This is a genomic window from Pseudomonas syringae CC1557 (genome assembly GCF_000452705.1).
Taxonomy (GTDB): domain Bacteria; phylum Pseudomonadota; class Gammaproteobacteria; order Pseudomonadales; family Pseudomonadaceae; genus Aquipseudomonas; species Aquipseudomonas syringae_F.
Window position 1 is genome coordinate 4,168,604 of the sequence record NZ_CP007014.1, and the last position, 20,797, is coordinate 4,189,400.

General features: G+C 58.1%; 19 protein-coding genes. 3 read left to right on the forward strand and 16 right to left on the reverse strand.

Going from position 1 to position 20,797, the window contains the following annotated elements:
* Positions 1-3: 3 nt before the first annotated feature.
* Together recA and N018_RS18390 are read right to left on the reverse strand one after the other, a co-directional pair.
* Positions 4-1,068, reverse strand: coding sequence for a recombinase RecA (gene recA / locus N018_RS18385; protein ID WP_024644417.1), 1,065 nt, complete (start codon positions 1,066-1,068; stop codon positions 4-6).
* Between the two features lie 93 nt (positions 1,069-1,161).
* On the reverse strand, positions 1,162-1,662 hold the full coding sequence (locus N018_RS18390; RefSeq protein ID WP_025390422.1) for a CinA family protein: 501 nt from the start codon (positions 1,660-1,662) through the stop codon (positions 1,162-1,164).
* Between the two features lie 487 nt (positions 1,663-2,149).
* Between N018_RS18390 and mutS the strand changes: the two genes are divergently transcribed.
* Together mutS and fdxA are read left to right on the forward strand one after the other, a co-directional pair.
* Positions 2,150-4,717, forward strand: a complete 2,568-nt coding sequence (gene mutS, locus N018_RS18395) for a DNA mismatch repair protein MutS (protein ID WP_195757198.1) — start codon at positions 2,150-2,152, stop codon at positions 4,715-4,717.
* 246 nt (positions 4,718-4,963) lie between these two features.
* On the forward strand, positions 4,964-5,287 hold the full coding sequence (gene fdxA, locus N018_RS18400) for a ferredoxin FdxA (RefSeq protein ID WP_024644414.1): 324 nt from the start codon (positions 4,964-4,966) through the stop codon (positions 5,285-5,287).
* Between the two features lie 551 nt (positions 5,288-5,838).
* On the opposite strand, the gene rpoS is transcribed toward fdxA, so the two are convergent.
* The 8 genes from rpoS to N018_RS18440 all read right to left on the reverse strand — a co-directional run bounded on the left by rpoS (position 5,839) and on the right by N018_RS18440 (position 13,063).
* Positions 5,839-6,849 carry an RNA polymerase sigma factor RpoS gene (rpoS, locus tag N018_RS18405; RefSeq protein ID WP_024644413.1) on the reverse strand — a complete coding sequence of 337 codons (1,011 nt, stop codon included), beginning with the start codon at positions 6,847-6,849 and terminating at the stop codon, positions 5,839-5,841.
* Between the two features lie 103 nt (positions 6,850-6,952).
* The gene (locus tag N018_RS18410; protein ID WP_024644412.1) at positions 6,953-7,819 is read right to left on the reverse strand and encodes a peptidoglycan DD-metalloendopeptidase family protein; all 867 of its coding nucleotides are present in this window, start codon (positions 7,817-7,819) and stop codon (positions 6,953-6,955) included.
* Positions 7,820-8,025: 206 nt separating this feature from the next.
* Positions 8,026-8,661 carry a protein-L-isoaspartate(D-aspartate) O-methyltransferase gene (locus N018_RS18415; RefSeq protein ID WP_007250173.1) on the reverse strand — a complete coding sequence of 212 codons (636 nt, stop codon included), beginning with the start codon at positions 8,659-8,661 and terminating at the stop codon, positions 8,026-8,028.
* 41 nt (positions 8,662-8,702) lie between these two features.
* Complete coding sequence (gene surE / locus N018_RS18420) at positions 8,703-9,452, reverse strand: 5'/3'-nucleotidase SurE (protein ID WP_024644410.1); 750 nt, start codon at positions 9,450-9,452, stop codon at positions 8,703-8,705.
* Positions 9,440-10,498, reverse strand: a complete 1,059-nt coding sequence (gene truD / locus N018_RS18425) for a tRNA pseudouridine(13) synthase TruD (RefSeq protein WP_025390423.1) — start codon at positions 10,496-10,498, stop codon at positions 9,440-9,442. Before truD ends, surE begins: the two co-directional genes overlap by 13 nt.
* The gene (gene ispF / locus N018_RS18430; protein WP_024644408.1) at positions 10,495-10,968 is read right to left on the reverse strand and encodes a 2-C-methyl-D-erythritol 2,4-cyclodiphosphate synthase; all 474 of its coding nucleotides are present in this window, start codon (positions 10,966-10,968) and stop codon (positions 10,495-10,497) included. The genes truD and ispF overlap by 4 nt, the downstream gene beginning before the upstream one ends.
* Positions 10,969-11,021: 53 nt before the next feature.
* Entirely contained in the window at positions 11,022-11,867 is an 846-nt protein-coding gene (gene fghA, locus N018_RS18435) for an S-formylglutathione hydrolase (RefSeq protein WP_025390424.1), read from the reverse strand.
* A gap of 83 nt (positions 11,868-11,950) precedes the next feature.
* A complete protein-coding gene (locus N018_RS18440) occupies positions 11,951-13,063 on the reverse strand; it encodes an S-(hydroxymethyl)glutathione dehydrogenase/class III alcohol dehydrogenase (RefSeq protein ID WP_025390425.1) in 1,113 nt (370 codons plus the stop codon).
* A gap of 104 nt (positions 13,064-13,167) precedes the next feature.
* Between N018_RS18440 and N018_RS18445 the strand changes: the two genes are divergently transcribed.
* Positions 13,168-14,064, forward strand: a complete 897-nt coding sequence (locus N018_RS18445) for a LysR family transcriptional regulator (protein ID WP_025390426.1) — start codon at positions 13,168-13,170, stop codon at positions 14,062-14,064.
* A gap of 8 nt (positions 14,065-14,072) precedes the next feature.
* Here the strand turns inward: N018_RS18445 and ispD are convergent, their stop codons facing one another.
* From ispD to tilS, 6 genes are all read right to left on the reverse strand, one after another.
* On the reverse strand, positions 14,073-14,783 hold the full coding sequence (ispD, locus tag N018_RS18450; protein WP_024644404.1) for a 2-C-methyl-D-erythritol 4-phosphate cytidylyltransferase: 711 nt from the start codon (positions 14,781-14,783) through the stop codon (positions 14,073-14,075).
* 12 nt (positions 14,784-14,795) lie between these two features.
* Positions 14,796-15,074, reverse strand: coding sequence for a cell division protein FtsB (gene ftsB / locus N018_RS18455; RefSeq protein ID WP_007250165.1), 279 nt, complete (start codon positions 15,072-15,074; stop codon positions 14,796-14,798).
* A gap of 189 nt (positions 15,075-15,263) precedes the next feature.
* Positions 15,264-16,550, reverse strand: a complete 1,287-nt coding sequence (gene eno / locus N018_RS18460; protein WP_025390427.1) for a phosphopyruvate hydratase — start codon at positions 16,548-16,550, stop codon at positions 15,264-15,266.
* Positions 16,551-16,690: 140 nt separating this feature from the next.
* On the reverse strand, positions 16,691-17,536 hold the full coding sequence (gene kdsA, locus N018_RS18465; protein WP_024644402.1) for a 3-deoxy-8-phosphooctulonate synthase: 846 nt from the start codon (positions 17,534-17,536) through the stop codon (positions 16,691-16,693).
* 14 nt (positions 17,537-17,550) lie between these two features.
* A complete protein-coding gene (locus tag N018_RS18470) occupies positions 17,551-19,182 on the reverse strand; it encodes a CTP synthase (RefSeq protein ID WP_024644401.1) in 1,632 nt (543 codons plus the stop codon).
* 264 nt (positions 19,183-19,446) lie between these two features.
* The gene (gene tilS, locus N018_RS18475; RefSeq protein ID WP_025390428.1) at positions 19,447-20,784 is read right to left on the reverse strand and encodes a tRNA lysidine(34) synthetase TilS; all 1,338 of its coding nucleotides are present in this window, start codon (positions 20,782-20,784) and stop codon (positions 19,447-19,449) included.
* Between the last annotated feature and the right edge of the window lie 13 nt (positions 20,785-20,797).

Below are 20,797 nucleotides of genomic sequence, written 5' to 3' on the forward strand. Positions count from 1 at the left end.
CTATCAGATATCGGCGTCTGCTTCAGCCACATCGTCGGCAACAACTGCTTCACGAGAGCCAACAGCCTTGGTGTCAACGCCAGGTGTTAGCAACTTGTCACGAATCTGCTTCTCAAGCGCCTTGCAGATTTCCGGGTTGTCCGCCAGGAACTTGGCCGAGTTGGCTTTACCCTGACCGATCTTGCTGCCCTGATAGCTGTACCAGGCGCCGGACTTCTCGACAAAGCCATGCAGAACGGCCAGGTCGACGATTTCGCCATTCAGGTAGATGCCCTTGCCATAAAGAATCTGGAACTCTGCCTGACGGAACGGCGGAGCGACCTTGTTCTTCACGACCTTGACGCGGGTTTCGCTGCCGACAACTTCGTCACCCTCTTTCACAGCACCGGTGCGACGAATGTCCAGACGTACCGAAGCATAGAATTTCAGCGCGTTACCACCGGTGGTGGTTTCCGGGCTACCGAACATCACACCGATCTTCATGCGGATCTGGTTGATGAAGATAACCAGGCAGTTGGCGTTCTTGATGTTACCGGTGATCTTGCGCAGCGCCTGCGACATCAGACGTGCCTGCAGGCCCACGTGCATGTCGCCCATCTCGCCTTCGATCTCGGCCTTCGGTACCAGCGCGGCGACGGAGTCGACAACGATGACGTCGATGGCATTGGAACGCACCAGCATGTCGGTGATTTCCAACGCTTGCTCGCCGGTATCCGGCTGCGAAACCAGCAGGTCGTCGACATTGACGCCCAGCTTGCCGGCGTATTCCGGATCAAGTGCGTGCTCGGCATCGACGAATGCGCAGGTTGCGCCCATTTTCTGGGCTTGCGCGATGACCGACAGGGTCAGCGTGGTTTTACCGGAAGACTCTGGACCGTAAATTTCAACGATCCGGCCTTTTGGCAGACCGCCAATACCGAGTGCGATATCCAGACCCAGCGAACCGGTGGAGATGGCAGGGATAGCCTGGCGATCGTGGTCGCCCATGCGCATCACGGCACCTTTACCGAACTGACGCTCGATCTGACCCAAGGCCGCAGCCAAGGCTTTCTTCTTGTTGTCGTCCATTGAAGTCCTCACGTAATCAAATTCAATTAGGGCCTGGATGGCCACAACACCTGTATAAGTAGACAGTATTATTCCACAGCAATGCCCGCACGCCTACCCCTGTTTTGGCATTTCTCCACGAGCCAGCTTTATCAGCCCTTGCAGCGCGGTCTGTACGGTCTGTCGACGGACTTGACCGCGGTCGCCCTCGAACCAGTGGCGCTGCGCAATGAGCGTATCGCCGTCGCCCCAGCACAACCACACCGTTCCGACCGGCTTGTCGACCGAACCGCCGCCAGGCCCCGCCACACCGCTGACTGCAACAGCGAATCGCGCAGCACTTTCACGCTGGGCACCACGTACCATGGCTTCCACAACAGGCTGACTGACTGCCCCCACCTGTGCGAACAATGCTTCAGGCACACCCAGTTGCCGGGTCTTCTGCGCATTGGAGTACGTCACGTAACCCGCCTCGAACCAGGCGGAGCTGCCGCCGATGCGAGTAATGGCTTCGGCTATACCGCCGCCCGTGCAGGATTCGGCAGTGGTGACCTGAGCGTTGATATCCTTGAGCAAGCCGCCGAGCGTATCGGCAAGCCAGGTTATTTCATCCACGAGACAGTCCTGTTCAATTCATACAACCTTTTATAACCGATTAAAGAAACAAAACGGCCGTAAGGCAGCCGCTCGTGACCTGTTCAATCATCAGTCGTTTTCTTGCGCTCGGGCTTTTTGACCGTTTCCACAGTGGTTTCTCTCGGCCTGTTTCGGGCCTCCTCCAAGGGAATGAAGCGCCCATTGACAGAGTCCCTCGCACGTTTGTTTTTCATATAAAAGTCCTTTTTTATAGATTGCCCTTCGTCGATCGAGTGGCAGCGCTGAGAGTCTATACGGCAAATCGGCCCTCATGGAGACCGGGAAACGCTTGGTCACCAATCAGCAGGACCACGTCGTAACTGCAGCGCATTGTCGTGCGTGATAACCTTGCGCCTATCGCACATACCCGGCAGACGCCCCTTGATTCACAGAGGTACAGCGCGTCACGCCCAGGGGTTGCCTCACTCCTCTCAAGAACTTGCCCAAGCCACTGATGAATAAAGCAATTTCCGACCTCTCCTCACACACACCCATGATGCAACAGTATTGGAAGCTGAAAAATCAGCACCCAGACCAGTTGATGTTTTATCGCATGGGCGATTTCTACGAGATCTTCTACGAAGACGCGAAGAAAGCCGCCAAATTGCTGGATATCACCCTGACTGCGCGAGGCCAGTCAGCAGGTCAGAGCATTCCCATGTGCGGGATTCCGTACCATGCCGCCGAGGGTTATCTGGCCAAGTTGGTGAAGCTCGGCGAGTCGGTCGTGATCTGTGAGCAGATCGGCGACCCGGCTACCAGCAAAGGCCCGGTGGACCGTCAGGTGGTACGCATCATCACCCCGGGCACCATCAGCGATGAAGCCTTGCTTGACGAACGCAGAGACAACCTGATCGCTGCCGTGCTCGGTGACGAGCGGCTGTTCGGCCTTGCGGTACTGGACATTACCAGTGGCAATTTCAGCGTACTGGAGATCAAGGGCTGGGAAAACCTGCTGGCCGAGCTTGAGCGCATCAATCCGGTCGAGCTGTTGATACCTGACGACTGGCCGCAAGGCCTGCCAGCTGAAAAGCGACGCGGTGCCAGACGGCGCGCACCCTGGGACTTCGAACGCGATTCCGCGCACAAGAGCCTCTGCCAACAATTTGCAACCCAGGACCTCAAAGGTTTTGGCTGCGAGAACCTGACGCTGGCCATCGGTGCTGCCGGCTGCCTGCTGAGCTACGCCAAGGAAACACAGCGCACCGCCCTGCCGCACTTGCGCAGCCTGCGTCACGAACGTCTCGACGACACCGTTATTCTCGACGCCGCCAGTCGACGTAATCTGGAGCTGGACACCAACCTCTCGGGTGGACGCGACAACACGCTGCAATCTGTCATGGATCGCTGCCAGACCGCCATGGGCACGCGACTGCTGACTCGCTGGCTGAATCGCCCGCTACGCGACCTTACTGTGTTGCAGGCACGTCAGACCTCCATCGGCTGTTTCCTGGAGCGCTATCGCTTCGAGAACCTGCAACCGCAGCTCAAGGAAATCGGTGACATCGAGCGAATTCTGGCGCGGATCGGCCTGCGCAACGCTCGTCCACGCGACCTCGCCCGCTTGCGCGACGCCCTGAGCGCGCTGCCTGAGTTGCAACAGGCTATGACCGATCTCGACGCTCCGCACCTGCAACAACTTGCGCAGACCGCCAGCACTTACCCAGAGCTTGCCGACCTGCTGCAACGCGCAATCAACGACAACCCGCCCGCCGTGATTCGCGACGGTGGTGTTTTGAAAACCGGCTACGACGCCGAGCTGGACGAACTGCAATCACTGAGTGAAAACGCAGGTCAGTTCTTGATCGACCTGGAAGCCCGAGAGAAAGCGCGTACTGGACTGAGCCATCTGAAAGTCGGTTACAACCGCGTGCATGGCTACTTCATCGAACTGCCGAGCAAGCAGGCTGAGCAGGCCCCGGCTGACTACATTCGCCGCCAGACCCTCAAGGGTGCCGAGCGCTTCATCACGCCGGAGCTCAAGGAGTTCGAAGACAAGGCACTGTCGGCGAAAAGCCGTGCGCTGGCGCGTGAAAAAATGCTTTACGAGGCATTGCTCGAAGACCTGATCAGCCATTTGGCACCGCTTCAGGATACGGCCGCCGCGCTGGCCGAACTGGACGTACTGAGCAACCTTGCGGAGCGCGCCCTGAATCTGGACCTGAATTGTCCACGATTCGTCGCCGAGCCCTGCATGCGTATCGAACAGGGTCGCCACCCGGTGGTCGAGCAGGTGCTGAGCACGCCTTTCGTTGCCAACGACCTGGCCCTCGACGACAACACTCGCATGCTGGTCATTACCGGTCCGAACATGGGCGGTAAATCGACCTACATGCGCCAGACGGCGTTGATCGTGCTGCTGGCCCACATCGGCAGCTTTGTGCCTGCGGCGAGTTGCGAGCTTTCGCTGGTCGACCGGATCTTCACCCGGATCGGCTCCAGCGATGACCTCGCTGGCGGTCGCTCGACATTCATGGTGGAAATGAGCGAGACGGCCAACATCCTGCACAATGCCAGTGACAAAAGCCTGGTGCTGATGGACGAGGTCGGACGCGGGACCAGTACCTTCGACGGCCTGTCGCTCGCCTGGGCTGCCGCTGAATGCCTGGCGCAACTGCGTGCCTACACGCTGTTCGCAACGCATTACTTCGAATTGACCGTGCTGCCGGAAAGCGAACCGCTGGTCACCAACGTGCATTTGAATGCCACCGAGCACAACGAGCGCATCGTGTTCCTGCACCGTGTGCTGCCGGGGCCTGCCAGCCAGAGCTACGGTCTTGCCGTGGCGCAACTGGCGGGGGTTCCGGGAAAAGTCATCACTCGCGCCAAGGAGCACTTGCAACGTCTGGAAACCACCAGCCTGCCCCACGAGCAGCCGCGCGCCAAACCCGGTAAACCTGCCATCCCGCAACAGAGCGACATGTTTGCAAGCCTGCCGCATCCTGTGCTCGACGAACTGTCGAAGATCAAGGTTGACGACATGACCCCGCGACAGGCTCTGGATTTGCTATACACATTGCAAACACGTCTGTGACGCGAGCCGTTACAAGCTGTTAGAATCCCGCGCGGTTTGGGATGCTCCCGGCTTTTAGCCTGGCCGGGGTATTTTTCGAGCCGCGTGAAAACGCAGCGAACCAAGGGTAAGTGGCAGGAGAGGCAGTCGGACTGCTTCAAGGCCACTCATCAAAAGCACGTGTTTTCATAGGGCCGGGAAACCTCCCGAACCTGGCACCCCTGTCTGGAAGGGCTCTGCTGCAGCCGCCTGAGGAGAGAATTAGAAATGACCTTCGTCGTCACCGACAACTGCATCAAGTGCAAATACACCGATTGTGTAGAAGTCTGTCCGGTGGACTGCTTCTACGAAGGCCCGAACTTTCTGGTCATTCACCCGGACGAGTGCATCGACTGTGCGCTCTGCGAGCCTGAGTGCCCTGCTGTGGCCATTTACTCGGAAGACGAGATACCTGCTGGTATGGAAAACTTTATCGAGCTGAATGCCGAGCTGGCCGAAGTCTGGCCCAATATCACCGAGAAGAAAGAGGCCATGCCTGACGCCGCAGAGTGGGATGGCAAACCTGGTAAAATCGCTGAACTGGAACGCTAGACTCCAGACAGAACAAAAGGCCCTTCAAAGGGCCTTTTTATTACGTTTGATTCGGCAAACTCAAGACAAAAAAAAGGGGCGGTTTGACCCGCCCACATTTTCTCCCTAATCCCTGTATTCCCTGGTCATCATCCTGATGAATCGCCTCCCGCGATGTCCATGACCGTCATCCTTGATGGCCTGTACCTGTCCGTTGGCACAGCTTCGATATTAGAGATTTAACGCCGCAGGGCAACACCCGAACCGCAGCATAATATTTCTACTTCTGCGCACCGTAAAATAAAAAGCCTTTCACATCAAAAGGTTGGATACAGGTCGTCGTGCTTAAGGCAAAAAACCTTACCCGCAATGCCTTGATGACTTACAGCACACGTACGCGATGACTTACGCCATTTGGGATCCGTATGCCGTGCATGAAGACTTTTCAGAGGCAGCGGAAATGCTGCTACACGGTTTCGACAGCGACCTTGGGATTACGCAAGACATATAAAAAGACCGATACACACATCAAGTGTTATATCGGCCTTGGGATGAAGCATTGAGAGGGGGAATTATCGGAAGAGTGATTCGCTGGACAGACCGTTCTTTTCAAGAATCTCACGCAGGCGCTTGAGTCCTTCAACCTGGATCTGACGTACACGCTCGCGCGTCAGCCCGATTTCCAGCCCTACGTCTTCGAGCGTGCTGCTCTCGTGCCCACGCAGACCGAAACGGCGTATGACCACCTCACGTTGTTTCTCTGTCAGCTCGGACAGCCACTGATCGATGCTTTGCGACAGATCATCATCCTGCAGCAATTCGCAAGGGTCGGTGGGACGGTCATCCGTCAACGTGTCGAGCAGGGTCTTGTCCGAATCAGGCCCAAGAGAAACGTCCACGGATGAAACCCGCTCGTTCAAGCCCAGCATGCGCTTGACATCGCCTACCGGTCGTTCCAGCAGGTTGGCGATTTCCTCGGGAGACGGTTCATGATCCAGCTTCTGGGTCAGCTCTCTGGCCGCGCGCAGGTAGACGTTCAGTTCCTTGACGACGTGAATCGGCAACCGGATGGTCCGGGTCTGATTCATGATCGCGCGCTCAATGGTCTGACGTATCCACCAGGTGGCATACGTGGAAAAACGAAACCCCCGCTCAGGATCGAATTTCTCGACAGCCCGGATGAGTCCCAGATTGCCCTCTTCGATGAGATCCAGCAATGACAGGCCACGATTGACATAACGCCTGGCAATTTTAACCACCAGCCGCAGATTGCTTTCAATCATGCGTTTGCGTCCGGCCGGATCGCCACTTTGCGACAGGCGCGCGAAGTGAACTTCTTCTTCCGGAGACAACAAAGGGGAAAACCCGATCTCATTGAGATACAGCTGGGTAGCGTCGAGCGCTCGGGTGTAGTCGATATATTTGTGTTGTTTGAGCGATGTTGAATGCTTGGCCCTGACACGTCCCGATACAGCAGCGGCTGGCTGCTTCTCGTTCGACGCCTCCGTCAGGACAATGCCGGCTTCCATAAGGAGCACTTCATCATCGATGTCAAACTCCGGCGCTTCGTTGCCAAGAGCCATTGTTTTAGTCCTTTGGTGAGTTCGACCTCAAGCTCCAGCGGCGCCTGGTTCCATGGCATCGCTTGAGCCTGTTCCTTTTACGCCAGGAACAGGCTGGCAACTATCAACGACGTGGCAAAAATTCCAGTGGATCTACAGGTTTTCCTTGACGGCGAATCTCAAAATGCAGTTTCACCCGGTCAGTTCCTGTTGACCCCATTTCGGCAATCGTCTGCCCTGCCTTGACCTGTTGACCTTCCCGTACCAGGAGCCTGCGATTATGACCGTAGGCACTGACGTAGGTATCGCTGTGTTTGATGATGATCAATTCGCCGTAGCCTCGTAATCCGCTTCCGGCGTAAACGACCGAACCATCAGACGCTGCCAAAACAGGCTGTCCCAAATCACCAGCGATATCAATTCCTTTATTCAAACTGCCGTTTGAGGAAAATTTTCCTATCAAAATGCCGCTCGAAGGCCAGGTCCAACCCGTCGGAGACTTGCCAGCCGGGCCTGTGCCGGTGGTCGCTGACGGTGGTATCACCACTGGCACAACCGCAATCGGCTTGGACATAACGGTAGTTTTCACCGAGCCCGAACTGCTGCTGGTAGTCGAAGTAGACGTGCTCGGACGTCCTCCAACGGGGGCAGACGCTAAACCGGATGTTGAAGAGGAGCGCCCGTCGAAGCGAATGGTCTGACCTGGTTTGATGGTAAACGGCTCGGGAATCTGGTTGCGGGCGGCCAGCGCCTTCCAGTCCCAGCCATAACGAAACGCGATGGAAAACAGCGTATCGCCGCGCCTGACGACATATTGGCCGGTGGTCACTGTTGGGCGCTGCGCCACGGCATTGCCATTACGGTCGACAACGCGAACGCCACCGGAAGGCGTGCTTGAGCAGCCGACCAGAAGGACACTGAGAGCAATGCCAATCACCAGACGCTGATAACTTCTTGAGGACTTGAGCTGCTGAATGACTGTGAGACTCACCCGCCACTCCCTTTTACTGGTGACCGATTCAAAAAAGATGCCTATTGTGCCGCAAGCGCGGCGGGCAGCCCGTGATTAACTGCTGAAATCGCTGTTATATATCAGTCAGCTACGTGAAATGATGCCATTTAGCTATTCGTGAACAGGGACTGACCGCTGTAGACCGGTGAGTGACGCCAGAATTCACTCGCTGGTACTGACAATCTTCAGGCAATCGGTCCGTTGAGCAGAGGTACGAAGCGCACGGCGCCCAGTACATGCCTGGAAAACCCGTTTTCTTCGCGGATGATCAGCATCAATTGCTGTACTTCGCCCGAGCCCACCGGAATGACCAACCGTCCTCCGGGGGCCAGTTGATCGAGCAGCGCCTGCGGCACATCGGTGGCCACTGCCGTGACGATGATGCCGTTGTAAGGTGCCAGCGCAGGCCACCCTTCCCAACCATCTCCCCAACGAAACACCACATTGCGCAGATTGAGTTCGACCAAGCGTTCCTTGGCACGATCCTGAAGGACCTTGATACGCTCGACCGAAAACACCCGTTCGACCAATTGCGACAGAACCGCAGTCTGGTAGCCGGAGCCGGTGCCGATCTCCATGACCTTGTCCAGCGGGCCAGCTGCGAGTAAAAGCTCACTCATCCGCGCAACCATATAGGGCTGGGAAATTGTCTGGTTGTGGCCGATGGGCAGCGCCGTGTCTTCATAGGCACGGTGTGCGAGCGCCTCGTCGACGAACAGATGCCGGGGCGTCTTGCGAATGACGTCCAGTACGCGGTCGTTGGTAATGCCTTCTTCGCAGAGACGCTGAATCAAGCGCTCACGCGTTCGTTGCGAGGTCATCCCGATCCCGCGACGTAATATATCATCCTGCTCACGCGACATCAGCGCAGGTCCTCCAGCCAGTTGCTCAGGCTGCTGAAACCATCCTGAAAGGTTCGATCAAGTTGCAGCGGCGTAATCGATACGTAACCCTGCATGACGGCATGGAAATCAGTCCCGGCTCCGCCATCCTCGGCGTCACCGGCAGCAGCGATCCAGTAACCAGCCCGACCACGCGGGTCAACCACTCGGACCGGGGCTGCAGCGCGGGCACGGTGGCCCAGACGGGTCAGTTGAATGCCCCGAATGTGTTCAAGCGGCAAGTTCGGAATGTTCACGTTAAGTACCGTGCGTGGAGGCAGATCGAGTCGCTCATGGGCCTCTACCAGCAAACGCGCATAATGCGCCGCCGTCGCCAGGTTATCCGGCTGACGTGACAGAAACGAAAAGGCAAATGACGGACGCTCCAGAAAGCGCCCTTCGAGTGCTGCGGCAACGGTGCCGGAATACAGCACATCGTCACCCAGATTGGCCCCCAGATTGATCCCCGACACCACCATGTCCGGTTCACGCTCCAGAAGCCCGTGCAGCCCGAGGTGCACGCAGTCGGTCGGCGTACCGTTCACGCTGATGAAGCCGTTATCCAGGGTGTGCGGGTGCAAGGGCCGATCAAGTGTCAGCGAACTGCTGGCACCGCTTCTGTCCTGGTCAGGGGCGATCACCACGCACTCGGCATAGTCCACCAGCGCCGCATACAGCGCCGCAAGACCGGGTGCAGTTACCCCGTCGTCATTTGATATCAGAATACGCATGAGCTGTCCGTCTGCCCGGCCGGCACCAGATCAACGAGTTCACGCACCAAAACAGTGGCGAAGCATCCGGGCGGCAGGACGAATTCCAGTTGCAGAATGTCAGGCTCGGGATAATGCCACGTCAGCCGCCCAATGGGCAGCCGCAGGATGCGACGTTCGTGATCCATACCCGCTCTGACCAGCCAGTCGCGCAGTGAAGACTCATCGGCGGCGATGGAATTTTCCAGCTCTGCGATAGCACCGGAAGCTGGCGAAGGGCCTTCCCCCCACTGCGGGCCGGTAGGATGGAGATCGAGGATCGCCAAACGAGGGTCGCTGCACTCGGCAATCCCGGCCGGAAAAAAACTGCGACTGTCGGTGAACGCCAGCAAATCACCCACCTTGGCGTGTTGCCAGCTGCCGTCGGCAACCCGCGCCGCAAGTACCCGATTGAACAGGTAACTGCGCGCCGTGGACAACAGCCGTGAACGCACCGCACGCTGCTCGGGTAACGCCTGTCGGGCTGCGTAATCGCGAGCCTCGCCCAGATTGCCGCCCTGATAACCGAAGCGCTGCGAACCGAAATAGTTGGGGATACCCTGCCGGGCAATGGTTTCCAGGCGCTGATTCAACGCGTCCTTGTCAGCACTTAATTGCGTCAGCCTGAGCGTAAACCCGTTGGCCGCATGAGCCCCACGCTGCAATTTGCGCGTGTGCCGGCCGCTCTTGAGAATCTGCAGCGTCTCGTCCTGCGCCGCCGAAAAATCGGGATCGGCCTTGCCTGGCAACTGAATGCTGAACCATTGGCGGGTCAGAGCCTGACGGTCTTTCAGTCCTGCGTAGCTGACGGTACGCAATTGCACACCCGCAGCACGTGCCAGCCTGCGGGCAGCTTCCTCGGTGTTCAGGCCTCGTTTTTCGACCCATAACCACAGGTGCTCGCCAGCGCCAGACAGCGGAATATCCAGCACTTCATCGACCTGAAAGTCTTCGGCAACGGCCTTGAGAGCGGCACGACCCAACGCATCGCCGTAGGCCCTTGGGCCCAGCAGTTCGAGTTCGATCATGCGCGCAGCAACAAGGCAACGGCATGCACCGCGATGCCTTCTTCACGGCCAGTAAAACCGAGTTTTTCCGTGGTAGTGGCTTTCACGTTTACCTGGTCCAGTTCAACGTCCAGATCCTCGGCGATCAACGCGCGCATGGCGTCGATGTGCGGAGCCATCTTCGGAGCCTGAGCCACGATGGTGGCGTCGACATTGCCGACCTTCCAGCCTTTGCCATGAATCTGCTTGAGCACATGTCGCAACAGCACACGGCTGTCAGCGCCCTTGAATTGCGGGTCTGTGTCGGGAAAGTGCTTGCCGATATCGCCCAGTGCAGCGGCGCCCAGCAGCGCATCACTGAGGGCGTGCAGCAGGACATCGCCATCGGAGTGGGCCAACAGGCCGAAACCGTGTGCAATCCGCACGCCGCCCAAGGTTATGAAATCGCCTTCAGCGAAACGGTGCACATCATAGCCATGGCCAATACGCATAGAAAAACGCCCTGAAAAAAGACAGGGCGTGATTCTACCTGCTTTGGCGCCGCTTAGCTGTTCAAGGCGTGCGCATGATGCCGTAAATGGTCTTCTATAAAACTGGCAATGAAGAAGTAGCTGTGGTCATAGCCTGGCTGCATGCGCAGGGTCAGCGGATAGTGCACAGTTTTGGCGGCTTGAACCAATGCCTCCGGCTTGAGCTGATTGACCAGAAAATCGTCACGATCGCCTTGATCAACCAGGGTCGGCAGCTTCTCTGCTGCTTCAGACATCAGCACACTGGCATCCCATTCACGCCATCGCGAGCGATCCTCGCCCAGGTAGCGGGAAAAGGCTTTCTGGCCCCACGGGCAATCGATCGGATTACTGATTGGCGAAAACGCTGACACCGACTTGTAGCGTCCGGGATTGCGCAACGCGCAGACCAGCGCACCATGACCGCCCATCGAGTGGCCACTGATACTGCGCGCTTGTGACGCCGGAAAATGCGTTTCGATCAGGGCAGGCAGCTCTTTGACCACATAATCATGCATCTGATAATGCCGAGCGTAAGGCGCTTCGGTGGCATTCAGGTAAAAGCCTGCGCCCTGACCGAAATCCCAGGCACCGTCCGGGTCATCGGCGACATCGGCGCCACGCGGGCTGGTGTCGGGCGCCACGATAATGATGCCCAGCTCGGCTGCGAGCCGATGCGCCGCCGCTTTCTGCATGAAGTTTTCATCAGTGCAGGTCAAGCCCGACAACCAGTACAGCACTGGCAGCTTGCCGCCCTGCTCAGCCTGCGGCGGCAGATAGACGGCGAACACCATGTCGCAGCCCAGTACGGACGAGTGGTGCTTGTAACGCTTGTGCCAGCCACCGAAGCTTTTCTGACAGGAAATATTTTCCAAAGGCATGTCGTTTCCTCCAGCGGTAAGCCTCAAGCTTCAAGCGGGCGCAAACTCGCGCGCCGCTGAAGCTAAAAGCTTGCCGCTGCTCCTCAAAAGTGAATGACGGTACGAATGCTTTTGCCTTCGTGCATCAAGTCGAACGCCTTATTGATGTCTTCCAGACCCATGGTATGAGTGATGAACGTATCCAGCGGAATTTCGCCGGTCTGCGCCATGTCGACGTAGCTTGGCAGTTCGGTGCGGCCACGCACGCCACCAAATGCCGAACCGCGCCAGACGCGCCCGGTGACCAGCTGGAATGGACGGGTGGATATTTCCTGACCGGCACCGGCGACACCAATGATCACCGACTCGCCCCAGCCCTTATGGCAGGATTCAAGTGCCGAGCGCATCAATTGCACGTTACCGATGCATTCAAAGGAGAAGTCGACGCCGCCATCCGTCATGTCAACGATGACTTCCTGAATCGGACGATCAAAATCCTTCGGGTTGACGCAGTCGGTTGCACCCAGCTGTTTGGCAATCTCGAACTTGGCCGGGTTGATGTCGATGGCGATGATGCGTTCCGCCTTGGCTTTTACCGCGCCAATCACTGCCGACAGGCCGATACCACCCAGGCCGAAGACGGCCACGGTGTCGCCCGGCTTGACCTTGGCCGTATTGAGTACCGCACCGATGCCGGTGGTGACGCCGCAACCGAGCAGGCAGACTTTCTCCAGCGGCGCTTTTTTGTCGATCTTGGCTACGGAAATCTCTGGCAACACGGTGTATTCAGAGAAAGTCGAAGTGCCCATGTAATGGAAGATCGGCTCGCCTTTGTAGGAGAAGCGTGTGGTGCCGTCCGGCATCAGGCCTTTGCCTTGGGTCGAACGAATCGCCTGGCACAGGTTGGTCTTGCCCGAGCGGCAGAATTTGCACTGACGGCATTCCGGGGTGTACAGCGGAATCACGTGATCGCCGACCACGACAGAGGTCACACCCTCGCCAACCGCTTCGACGATCGCGCCGCCTTCGTGGCCGAGAATCGACGGAAAGATGCCTTCAGGGTCAGCGCCGGACAGCGTGTAGGCATCGGTGTGGCAAACGCCGGATGCCACCACCTTGAGCAGCACTTCTCCAGCCTTGGGCATGGCGACGTCGACTTCGACGATTTCCAATGGCTTTTTTGCTTCAAATGCCACTGCGGCACGTGACTTGATCATCAATATTCTCCGACGAGTAAAAACAAGGTTTACAGTGTAGTACAGTGCAAATTGATGAGTAATGCGGTCAAAAGCAAAACATTAATGCTGTACAGGGATAATCGATGTATACCAACCGCTGGGAAGGGCTGGACGAATTTGTCGCCGTTGCCGAATGCGGCCAGTTCACGGCGGCCGCCCAACGGCTAGGCGTGTCGTCTTCGCACGTCAGCCGCCAGATCGTGCGCCTCGAAGAACGCCTGCAAACCCGCCTTCTGTATCGCAGTACGCGCAAGGTCGCACTTACCGAAGCAGGCCAGACCTTTCTGCATCATTGCCAACGTTTGCAGGACGGCAGGGAGGAAGCACTGCGTGCGGTGGGGGATCTGGCCAGTGAGCCGAAAGGATTGCTGCGCATGACCTGTGCGGTGGCTTACGGCGAGCGTTTCATCACGCCGCTTGTAACGCGTTTCATGGGTCTGTATCCGCATTTGCGTGTCGACATCGAGCTGAGCAATGACACGCTCGATCTGGTGCATGAAGGCATGGATCTGGCGATTCGGCTGGGGCGGCTACAGGATTCTCGACTGGTCGCGACACGCCTCGCACCACGGCAAATGTACCTGTGCGCAGCACCCTCTTACATTCAGCGGTACGGCCGACCGCACAGTCTTTCGGAGCTGAGTCGCCATAACTGCCTGATCGGGGGCAGTGATACCTGGCTCTTGCAACAGAACGGCCGTGAGTTTTCTCAGCGGGTGCAAGGCAACTGGCGCTGCAACAGCGGGCAAGCGGTACTGGACGCCGCACTGCATGGCGTCGGCTTGTGTCAGTTGCCGGATTATTACGTACAGAAACACCTCAAGGACGGCACACTGGTATCGCTCCTGGAAGCGCATCAGCCACCCAACACCGCAGTCTGGGCGCTTTACCCGCAACAAAGGCACCTGTCACCCAAAGTGCGCAAGCTGGTGGATTACCTGAAAGAAGAGCTGGCGATGCGCGAGGAGTATCGCCAGTAGCGGAGGGCTTAACGGCCGAAATCGCTGCGCCGCTGACGCAGCCATTCCAGGTCCTCGGGGCGAGTGACCTTGATGTTATCGGAGCGCCCCTCGATCAGCCGGGGCGACTGCCCTGCCCACTCGATGGCCGACGCCTCGTCAGTGATACTGACGTTCGAGACCAGACTGTCCGCCAGCGCGCGATGCAAGGCGCCCAGGCGGAACATCTGAGGCGTAAACGCTTGCCAGATCAGGCTTCGGTCCACTGTATCAAGCACCCGACCGCTGCTGTCGGCACGCTTGAGTGTATCGCGTGCCGGTACTGCCAGCAGCCCGCCGACCGGGTCGTCAGCAAGCTCGCCAAGCAGATTATCCAGGTCACTGCGCGCCAGGTTCGGACGTGCCGCGTCATGTACCAGCACCCAATCGTTGTCGCTTGCGCCCTGCGCGTGCAAATGCAGCAGCGCGTTGAGCACTGAACCGGAACGCTCGCTGCCGCCATCCACGCGCTGAATGCGTGAATCATGCGCACACGGCAAGTCTGCCCAGTAAGGGTCGTCCACAGCCAGGCTGATCACCAGCCCCTTGAGCCGGGGGTGATCGAGAAAGCAAAGCAGGCTGTGTTCGAGAATTGTCAGGCCGCCCAGTTGCAGGTACTGCTTGGGACGGTCGGCTGCCATGCGAGCACCGATGCCCGCCGCAGGAATCACTGCCCAGAAGGCAGGAAGAAAGTCTTTCATCGCACCCACTTATTATTGCGCGAGCTGGTAAAGCGTTTCGCCGTCCTTGACCATGCCCAGCTCATGCCGGGCGCGCTCTTCGACAGTTTCCAGACCTTTTTTAAGTTCCAGAACCTCGGCGTCCAGCACACGGTTACGCTCCAGCAGCACCTCGTTCTCAGCGTGCTGGTCGGCAATCTGCTGAGTCAGGCTGGCCACCTGCGCGAGGCTGCCGTTACCGACCCACAGGCGGTATTGCAAGCCACCCAGCATCAGAAGCAGGATGAGGAACAACCAGTTAGGACTGCGCATTGAAATATCAGGTACCCAGTAAAAAGGACTGCAGAGCCAGCATAAAGCACACATCACTGAGGGCATTGAGCCTGACATAAGCCAGGCTCAATCACTCCAGATTACCGCGGAGCGTCAGCATTGACGCTGCGAAGAACGGCCGCGAGGCTCGGATCTGCGCAACGCTCTGCGTCTTTTACCATCTATGGCTCAGCCGCGAAACTCACCACGACCACGATACACAGCCTTGGCACCCAATTGCTCTTCGATTCGCAGCAACTGGTTGTACTTGGAGACGCGGTCGGAGCGGCACAGCGAACCGGTTTTGATCTGACCGGCAGCGGTCCCCACAGCCAGGTCGGCAATGGTCGAATCTTCGGTCTCACCGGAACGGTGAGAGATGATAGCTGTGTAACCGGCCGCCTTGGCCATCTGAATGGCTTCCAGCGTTTCAGTCAGCGTACCGATCTGGTTGAACTTGATCAGGATCGAGTTGGCGATCTTCTTGTCGATGCCTTCTTTCAGGATCTTGGTGTTGGTCACGAACAGATCGTCACCTACCAGCTGGATTTTCTCGCCAATCTTGTCAGTGAGGATTTTCCAGCCATCCCAATCAGACTCGTCCAGACCGTCTTCAATGGAGATGATCGGGTGATTGCGAGTCAACTCGGCAAGGTACTCGGCAAACTGGGCAGAGTCGTACTCGCCTTCTTCACTGAGCGTGTACTTGCCGTTCTTGTAGAACTCGCTCGCCGCGCAGTCCAGTGCCAGGGTCACATCGGTGCCCAGTGTATAACCGGCATTGGAAACAGCTTCCGCGATCGCGCTGAGCGCCTCTTCGTTGGACGCCAGGTTAGGGGCGAAACCACCTTCATCACCCACCGCGGTGTTCAGGCCGCGTGCTTTGAGTACAGCCTTGAGGTGATGGAAAATCTCGGTGCCCCAGCGCAGGCCTTCAGCGAAGCTCTTGGCGCCGACAGGCTGAATCATGAATTCCTGGATGTCGATGTTGTTATCCGCGTGCTCGCCACCGTTGATGATGTTCATCATCGGCACCGGCATCGAGTAGACGCCCGGCGTGCCATTCAGGTTGGCGATGTGCGCGTACAGCGGCAGGTCCTGATCCTGGGCAGCGGCCTTGGCAGCAGCCAGAGACACGGCGAGGATCGCGTTTGCGCCAAGGCTTGCCTTGTTCTCGGTGGCGTCCAGCGCGATCATCGCGTGGTCCAGCGCCGTCTGATCAACCGGATCCTTGCCCAGCAGCAGGTCACGGATCGGGCCGTTGATGTTGGCAACAGCCTTCAGAACGCCCTTGCCCATGTAACGGCTCTTGTCACCATCACGCAGCTCCAGCGCTTCGCGCGAGCCGGTTGAGGCGCCAGACGGCGCGCAGGCGCTGCCGATAATGCCGTTATCGAGGAGCACATCTGCTTCAACGGTTGGGTTGCCACGGGAGTCAAGAACTTCACGACCTTTGATGTCAACGATTTTTGCCATTGTTGTAAACACTCCAGGATTGACGAAAACGACGCAGCAGGAAAAACGATGTTCACACTCAGGCGCAAAAACCCGACAGCCCTGAATGCGACAACCCCGTCACGAATGACGGGGAACGGCACTTTACCGGAGAACCCTGCTCAAGCGGTCTCTACGATCGGAAAACTTTTGACAAGTTCATCCAGTGACTTGAGCTGGGTCAGGAATGGCTCCAGTTTGTCCAGACGCAAGGCGCAAGGACCATCACACTTGGCGTTGTCAGGGTCCGGATGGGCTTCGAGAAACAGGCCCGCCAGATTCTGGCTGATCCCGGCCTTGGCCAGATCGAGAACCTGGGCACGACGACCACCGGCAGAATCCGAACGACCACCCGGCATTTGCAGGGCGTGGGTCACGTCGAACAGGATCGGGTATTCGAACTGCTTCATGATGCCGAAGCCGAGCATGTCCACAACCAGATTGTTATAGCCGAAGCTTGAACCACGCTCGCAGAGAATCAGTTGATCGTTACCCGCCTCTTCACACTTGGTCAGGATGTGTTTCATTTCCTGAGGGGCGAGAAACTGGGCTTTCTTGATGTTGATGATAGCCCCGGTCCTGGCCATGGCAACCACCAGATCGGTCTGCCGCGATAGAAAAGCCGGCAACTGAATGATGTCGCAGACTTCAGCCACGACCGCAGCCTGATGAGGCTCGTGTACGTCAGTGATCAGCGGCACATTGAAGGTGCGTTTGATCTCTTCGAAAATACGCATGCCTTCTTCAAGGCCCGGCCCACGGTAGGAGTTCACCGAAGAGCGGTTGGCCTTGTCGAAGCTGGCCTTGAATACGTAAGGGATACCGAGCTTTTCGGTCACCTTTACGTACTCTTCACAGACCTGCATGGCCATATCCCGGGATTCGAGTACGTTCATGCCGCCGAACAGCACCATTGGCTTGTCGTTGGCGATCTCGATCGAACCTACGCGGATGATTTTCTGAGCCATGTCTGAAGTCCCTGTCAGGAATTTTTCTGATGTTGAGCCAATGCCGCTCTGACGAAACCGCTGAACAGCGGATGCCCGTCACGTGGCGTGGAAGTAAATTCCGGGTGGAACTGGCAAGCCACGAACCACGGATGATCCGGCGCTTCGACCACTTCGACCAGCGCACCGTCACCGGAGCGACCGGAAATCTTCAGGCCAGCCTCGATCAGTTGCGGCAACAGGTTGTTGTTCACTTCGTAGCGATGGCGATGACGCTCGACGATCACGTCCCTGGAGTAGCAGTCGTGGACCAGCGAGCCAGCTTCAAGCTGGCATTCCTGCGCGCCCAGACGCATGGTGCCGCCCAGATCGGAGCTCTCGGTACGGGTTTCGACTGCGCCAGTGGCATCTTCCCACTCGGTAATCAGACCGACCACAGCATGCGCGCTGGTACGATCGAATTCGGTGGAGTTGGCATCTTTCCAGCCCAGCACGTTACGTGCAAACTCGATGACTGCCACTTGCATACCCAGGCAGATACCCAGATACGGAACCTTGTTTTCGCGGGCAAACTGCACCGCAGTGATCTTGCCTTCAACGCCACGCAGACCAAAGCCGCCAGGGACCAGAATCGCATCGACGCCTTCCAGCAGGCCGGTGCCCTGGTTTTCGATGTCTTCGGAATCGATGTAACGCAGGTTCACCTTGGTGCGGTTGGTGATACCGGCGTGGCTCATGGCTTCGATCAACGACTTGTAGGCGTCGAGCAGTTCCATGTACTTGCCGACCATCGCGATGGTGACTTCGTGTTCCGGGTTGAGCTTGGCGTCGACCACCTTGTCCCACTCGGACAGGTCTGCCCCACCACATTGCAGACCGAAGCGCTCGACCACAAAATCATCCAGGCCTTGCGAATGCAGGATGCCCGGGATCTTGTAGATGGTGTCCGCGTCTTCGAGGGCGATGACCGCACGCTCTTCGACGTTGGTGAACTGAGCAATCTTGCGACGTGAGGAAATGTCGATCGGATGATCCGAGCGGCATACCAGAACATCAGGCTGCAGACCGATGGAGCGCAATTCCTTCACCGAATGCTGCGTCGGCTTGGTCTTGGTCTCGCCGGCAGTGGCGATGTACGGGACCAGCGTCAGGTGCATCAGCATCGCGCGGCGTGCGCCGACTTCAAAGCGCAACTGGCGGATGGCCTCGAGGAACGGTTGCGACTCAATGTCACCGACCGTACCGCCGATTTCGACCAGTGCCACGTCGGCATCGCCTGCACCTTTGATGATGCGGCGCTTGATCTCGTCGGTGATGTGCGGAATGACCTGAATGGTCGCACCCAGATAATCACCACGGCGCTCTTTGCGCAGGACGTGTTCGTACACACGCCCGGTGGTGAAGTTGTTGTTCTGGGTCATGGTGGTGCGAATGAACCGCTCGTAGTGACCGAGGTCGAGGTCGGTTTCAGCGCCGTCGTGGGTGACGAACACCTCACCGTGCTGGAACGGGCTCATGGTACCTGGGTCAACGTTGATATAGGGATCCAGTTTCAGCATGGTGACCTTGAGTCCCCGCGCCTCCAGGATGGCCGCCAGTGAAGCCGAGGCAATGCCTTTCCCCAATGAAGAAACAACACCGCCCGTGACGAAGATGTAGCGCGTCATGAAAAACCCTAGAAGTCTGCGTTAAAGCGGTCAGAGCCGCCGGGGAAAGCGAAGGAAGGCCGAAGCCCCCGATTACCGACAAAACTCACGGCGTACTCCTGAAACTGCTGCGTTGAAACCGACCGGCCGAAGCCAGTGTGGTATGCGCTACATATTTAAGAATTACCCAGCAAACACTGGTTGGTAACCGGCAACTTGCGTTGTTTCAAAAGAACCAACATAAGCTGTATCAAGAAGGGAGCGTAGTCTACCTGAAAGGGCCTTTCAGCTCAAACTTTGGTCGCCGGTCGGTGCAACCCAGCGCAAACGCCAGCGTTCATTGGGCAAAGCGTCCAGTCCGGGCAGGTTGGCGACGGCCAGCAGCTCGTCCTCGCGGTAGAGCAGCGGCAATCTGCCGCGCAGAAACCCGGGTACTGCCTGCTCATTGAGCAGCCGTTTGAGATCACGACGGCCACGTCCGTCGATGCGCATCACCTCCCCCCCGTGACGATAGCGAACCTGCAACGGGCCATCTGGCGCGCCACCCTCCAGCAGCAACTGACCATTCCCGGGAAGGCCCAGTGGTGCATGTGGATTGTGCCACTGCGTCGGCCCCGAACAGACCTGCTCCCAACCTGCCGGGAGCCACCAGATGCAGTTCTGCCCGCGATGCAGCGCACCATCGGCAAGCCGCCACAACGGCGAAGCATCAGGCGCTGCATCGCGCAGCGTTTCCCAACCCACCCAGTGATCGGTATCCGGCAAGCGGGTCAACGGCGTGAGCCAGTAACGCAACGCGTTGCGTTGCCGTGCTGCGGACAGTCCGGCAATTGGTCCGAGGCTCAACACCGGCAGGCCGAGCCAGGCAAACGCCGTCGCAGCCTGAGCATTGGCAATGTCCTGCATCGCCAGCTCGTCGAGCAACTGCTGCGCCTCGCCGAGATGACCCGCCGTGCGCGCCAGACTGGCACTTGCCTGCGGCCATCTGGAGGTCAGTAGAGGAAGCACTTGGCTGCGTAGAAAATTGCGCGAGAAGTGTTGATCGCTATTGCTGGGATCTTCGATCCAACTCAGGCCATGCTGATGCGCATAGCCTTCCAGCTCGCTTCGCGACACATCCAGTAGCGGGCGCACAAGATGGCCACGACCCAGCATGCGCTGAACGGGCATGGCGGCCAGACCGCGCACACCCGCACCACGCAACAGGCGAAACAGAAGGGTTTCGGCCTGATCATCGCGATGCTGACCGGTCAACAGCACATTCCCATCACTCAGCCGGTCAGCGAACGCGGCATAGCGCACCCGTCGCGCAGCCTGCTCAATGCTCGCACCGGGCTCGACCTGGACACGCACAAGCTCGAATGTCACATCCAGCGCCTGACAGACTCGCTGACAATGCTCTGGCCAGGCATCGGCAGCGGGCTGCAGACCGTGATGCACATGAATGGCGTTGAGCGAAGGCAGGGATTCGCGGCTGGCGAGCTCAGCCAGAAGATGCAGGAGGACGGTGGAGTCGAGGCCGCCGGAAAAACCGACATGCCAGGTTGACGCATCGCGCCAGGGAGCAAGGGCCTGAAGAAGCCTGGTCGGAAGGTCATGACCGCTGCGTGTGGGGGTGGTCATTGGTGTTTCTCAT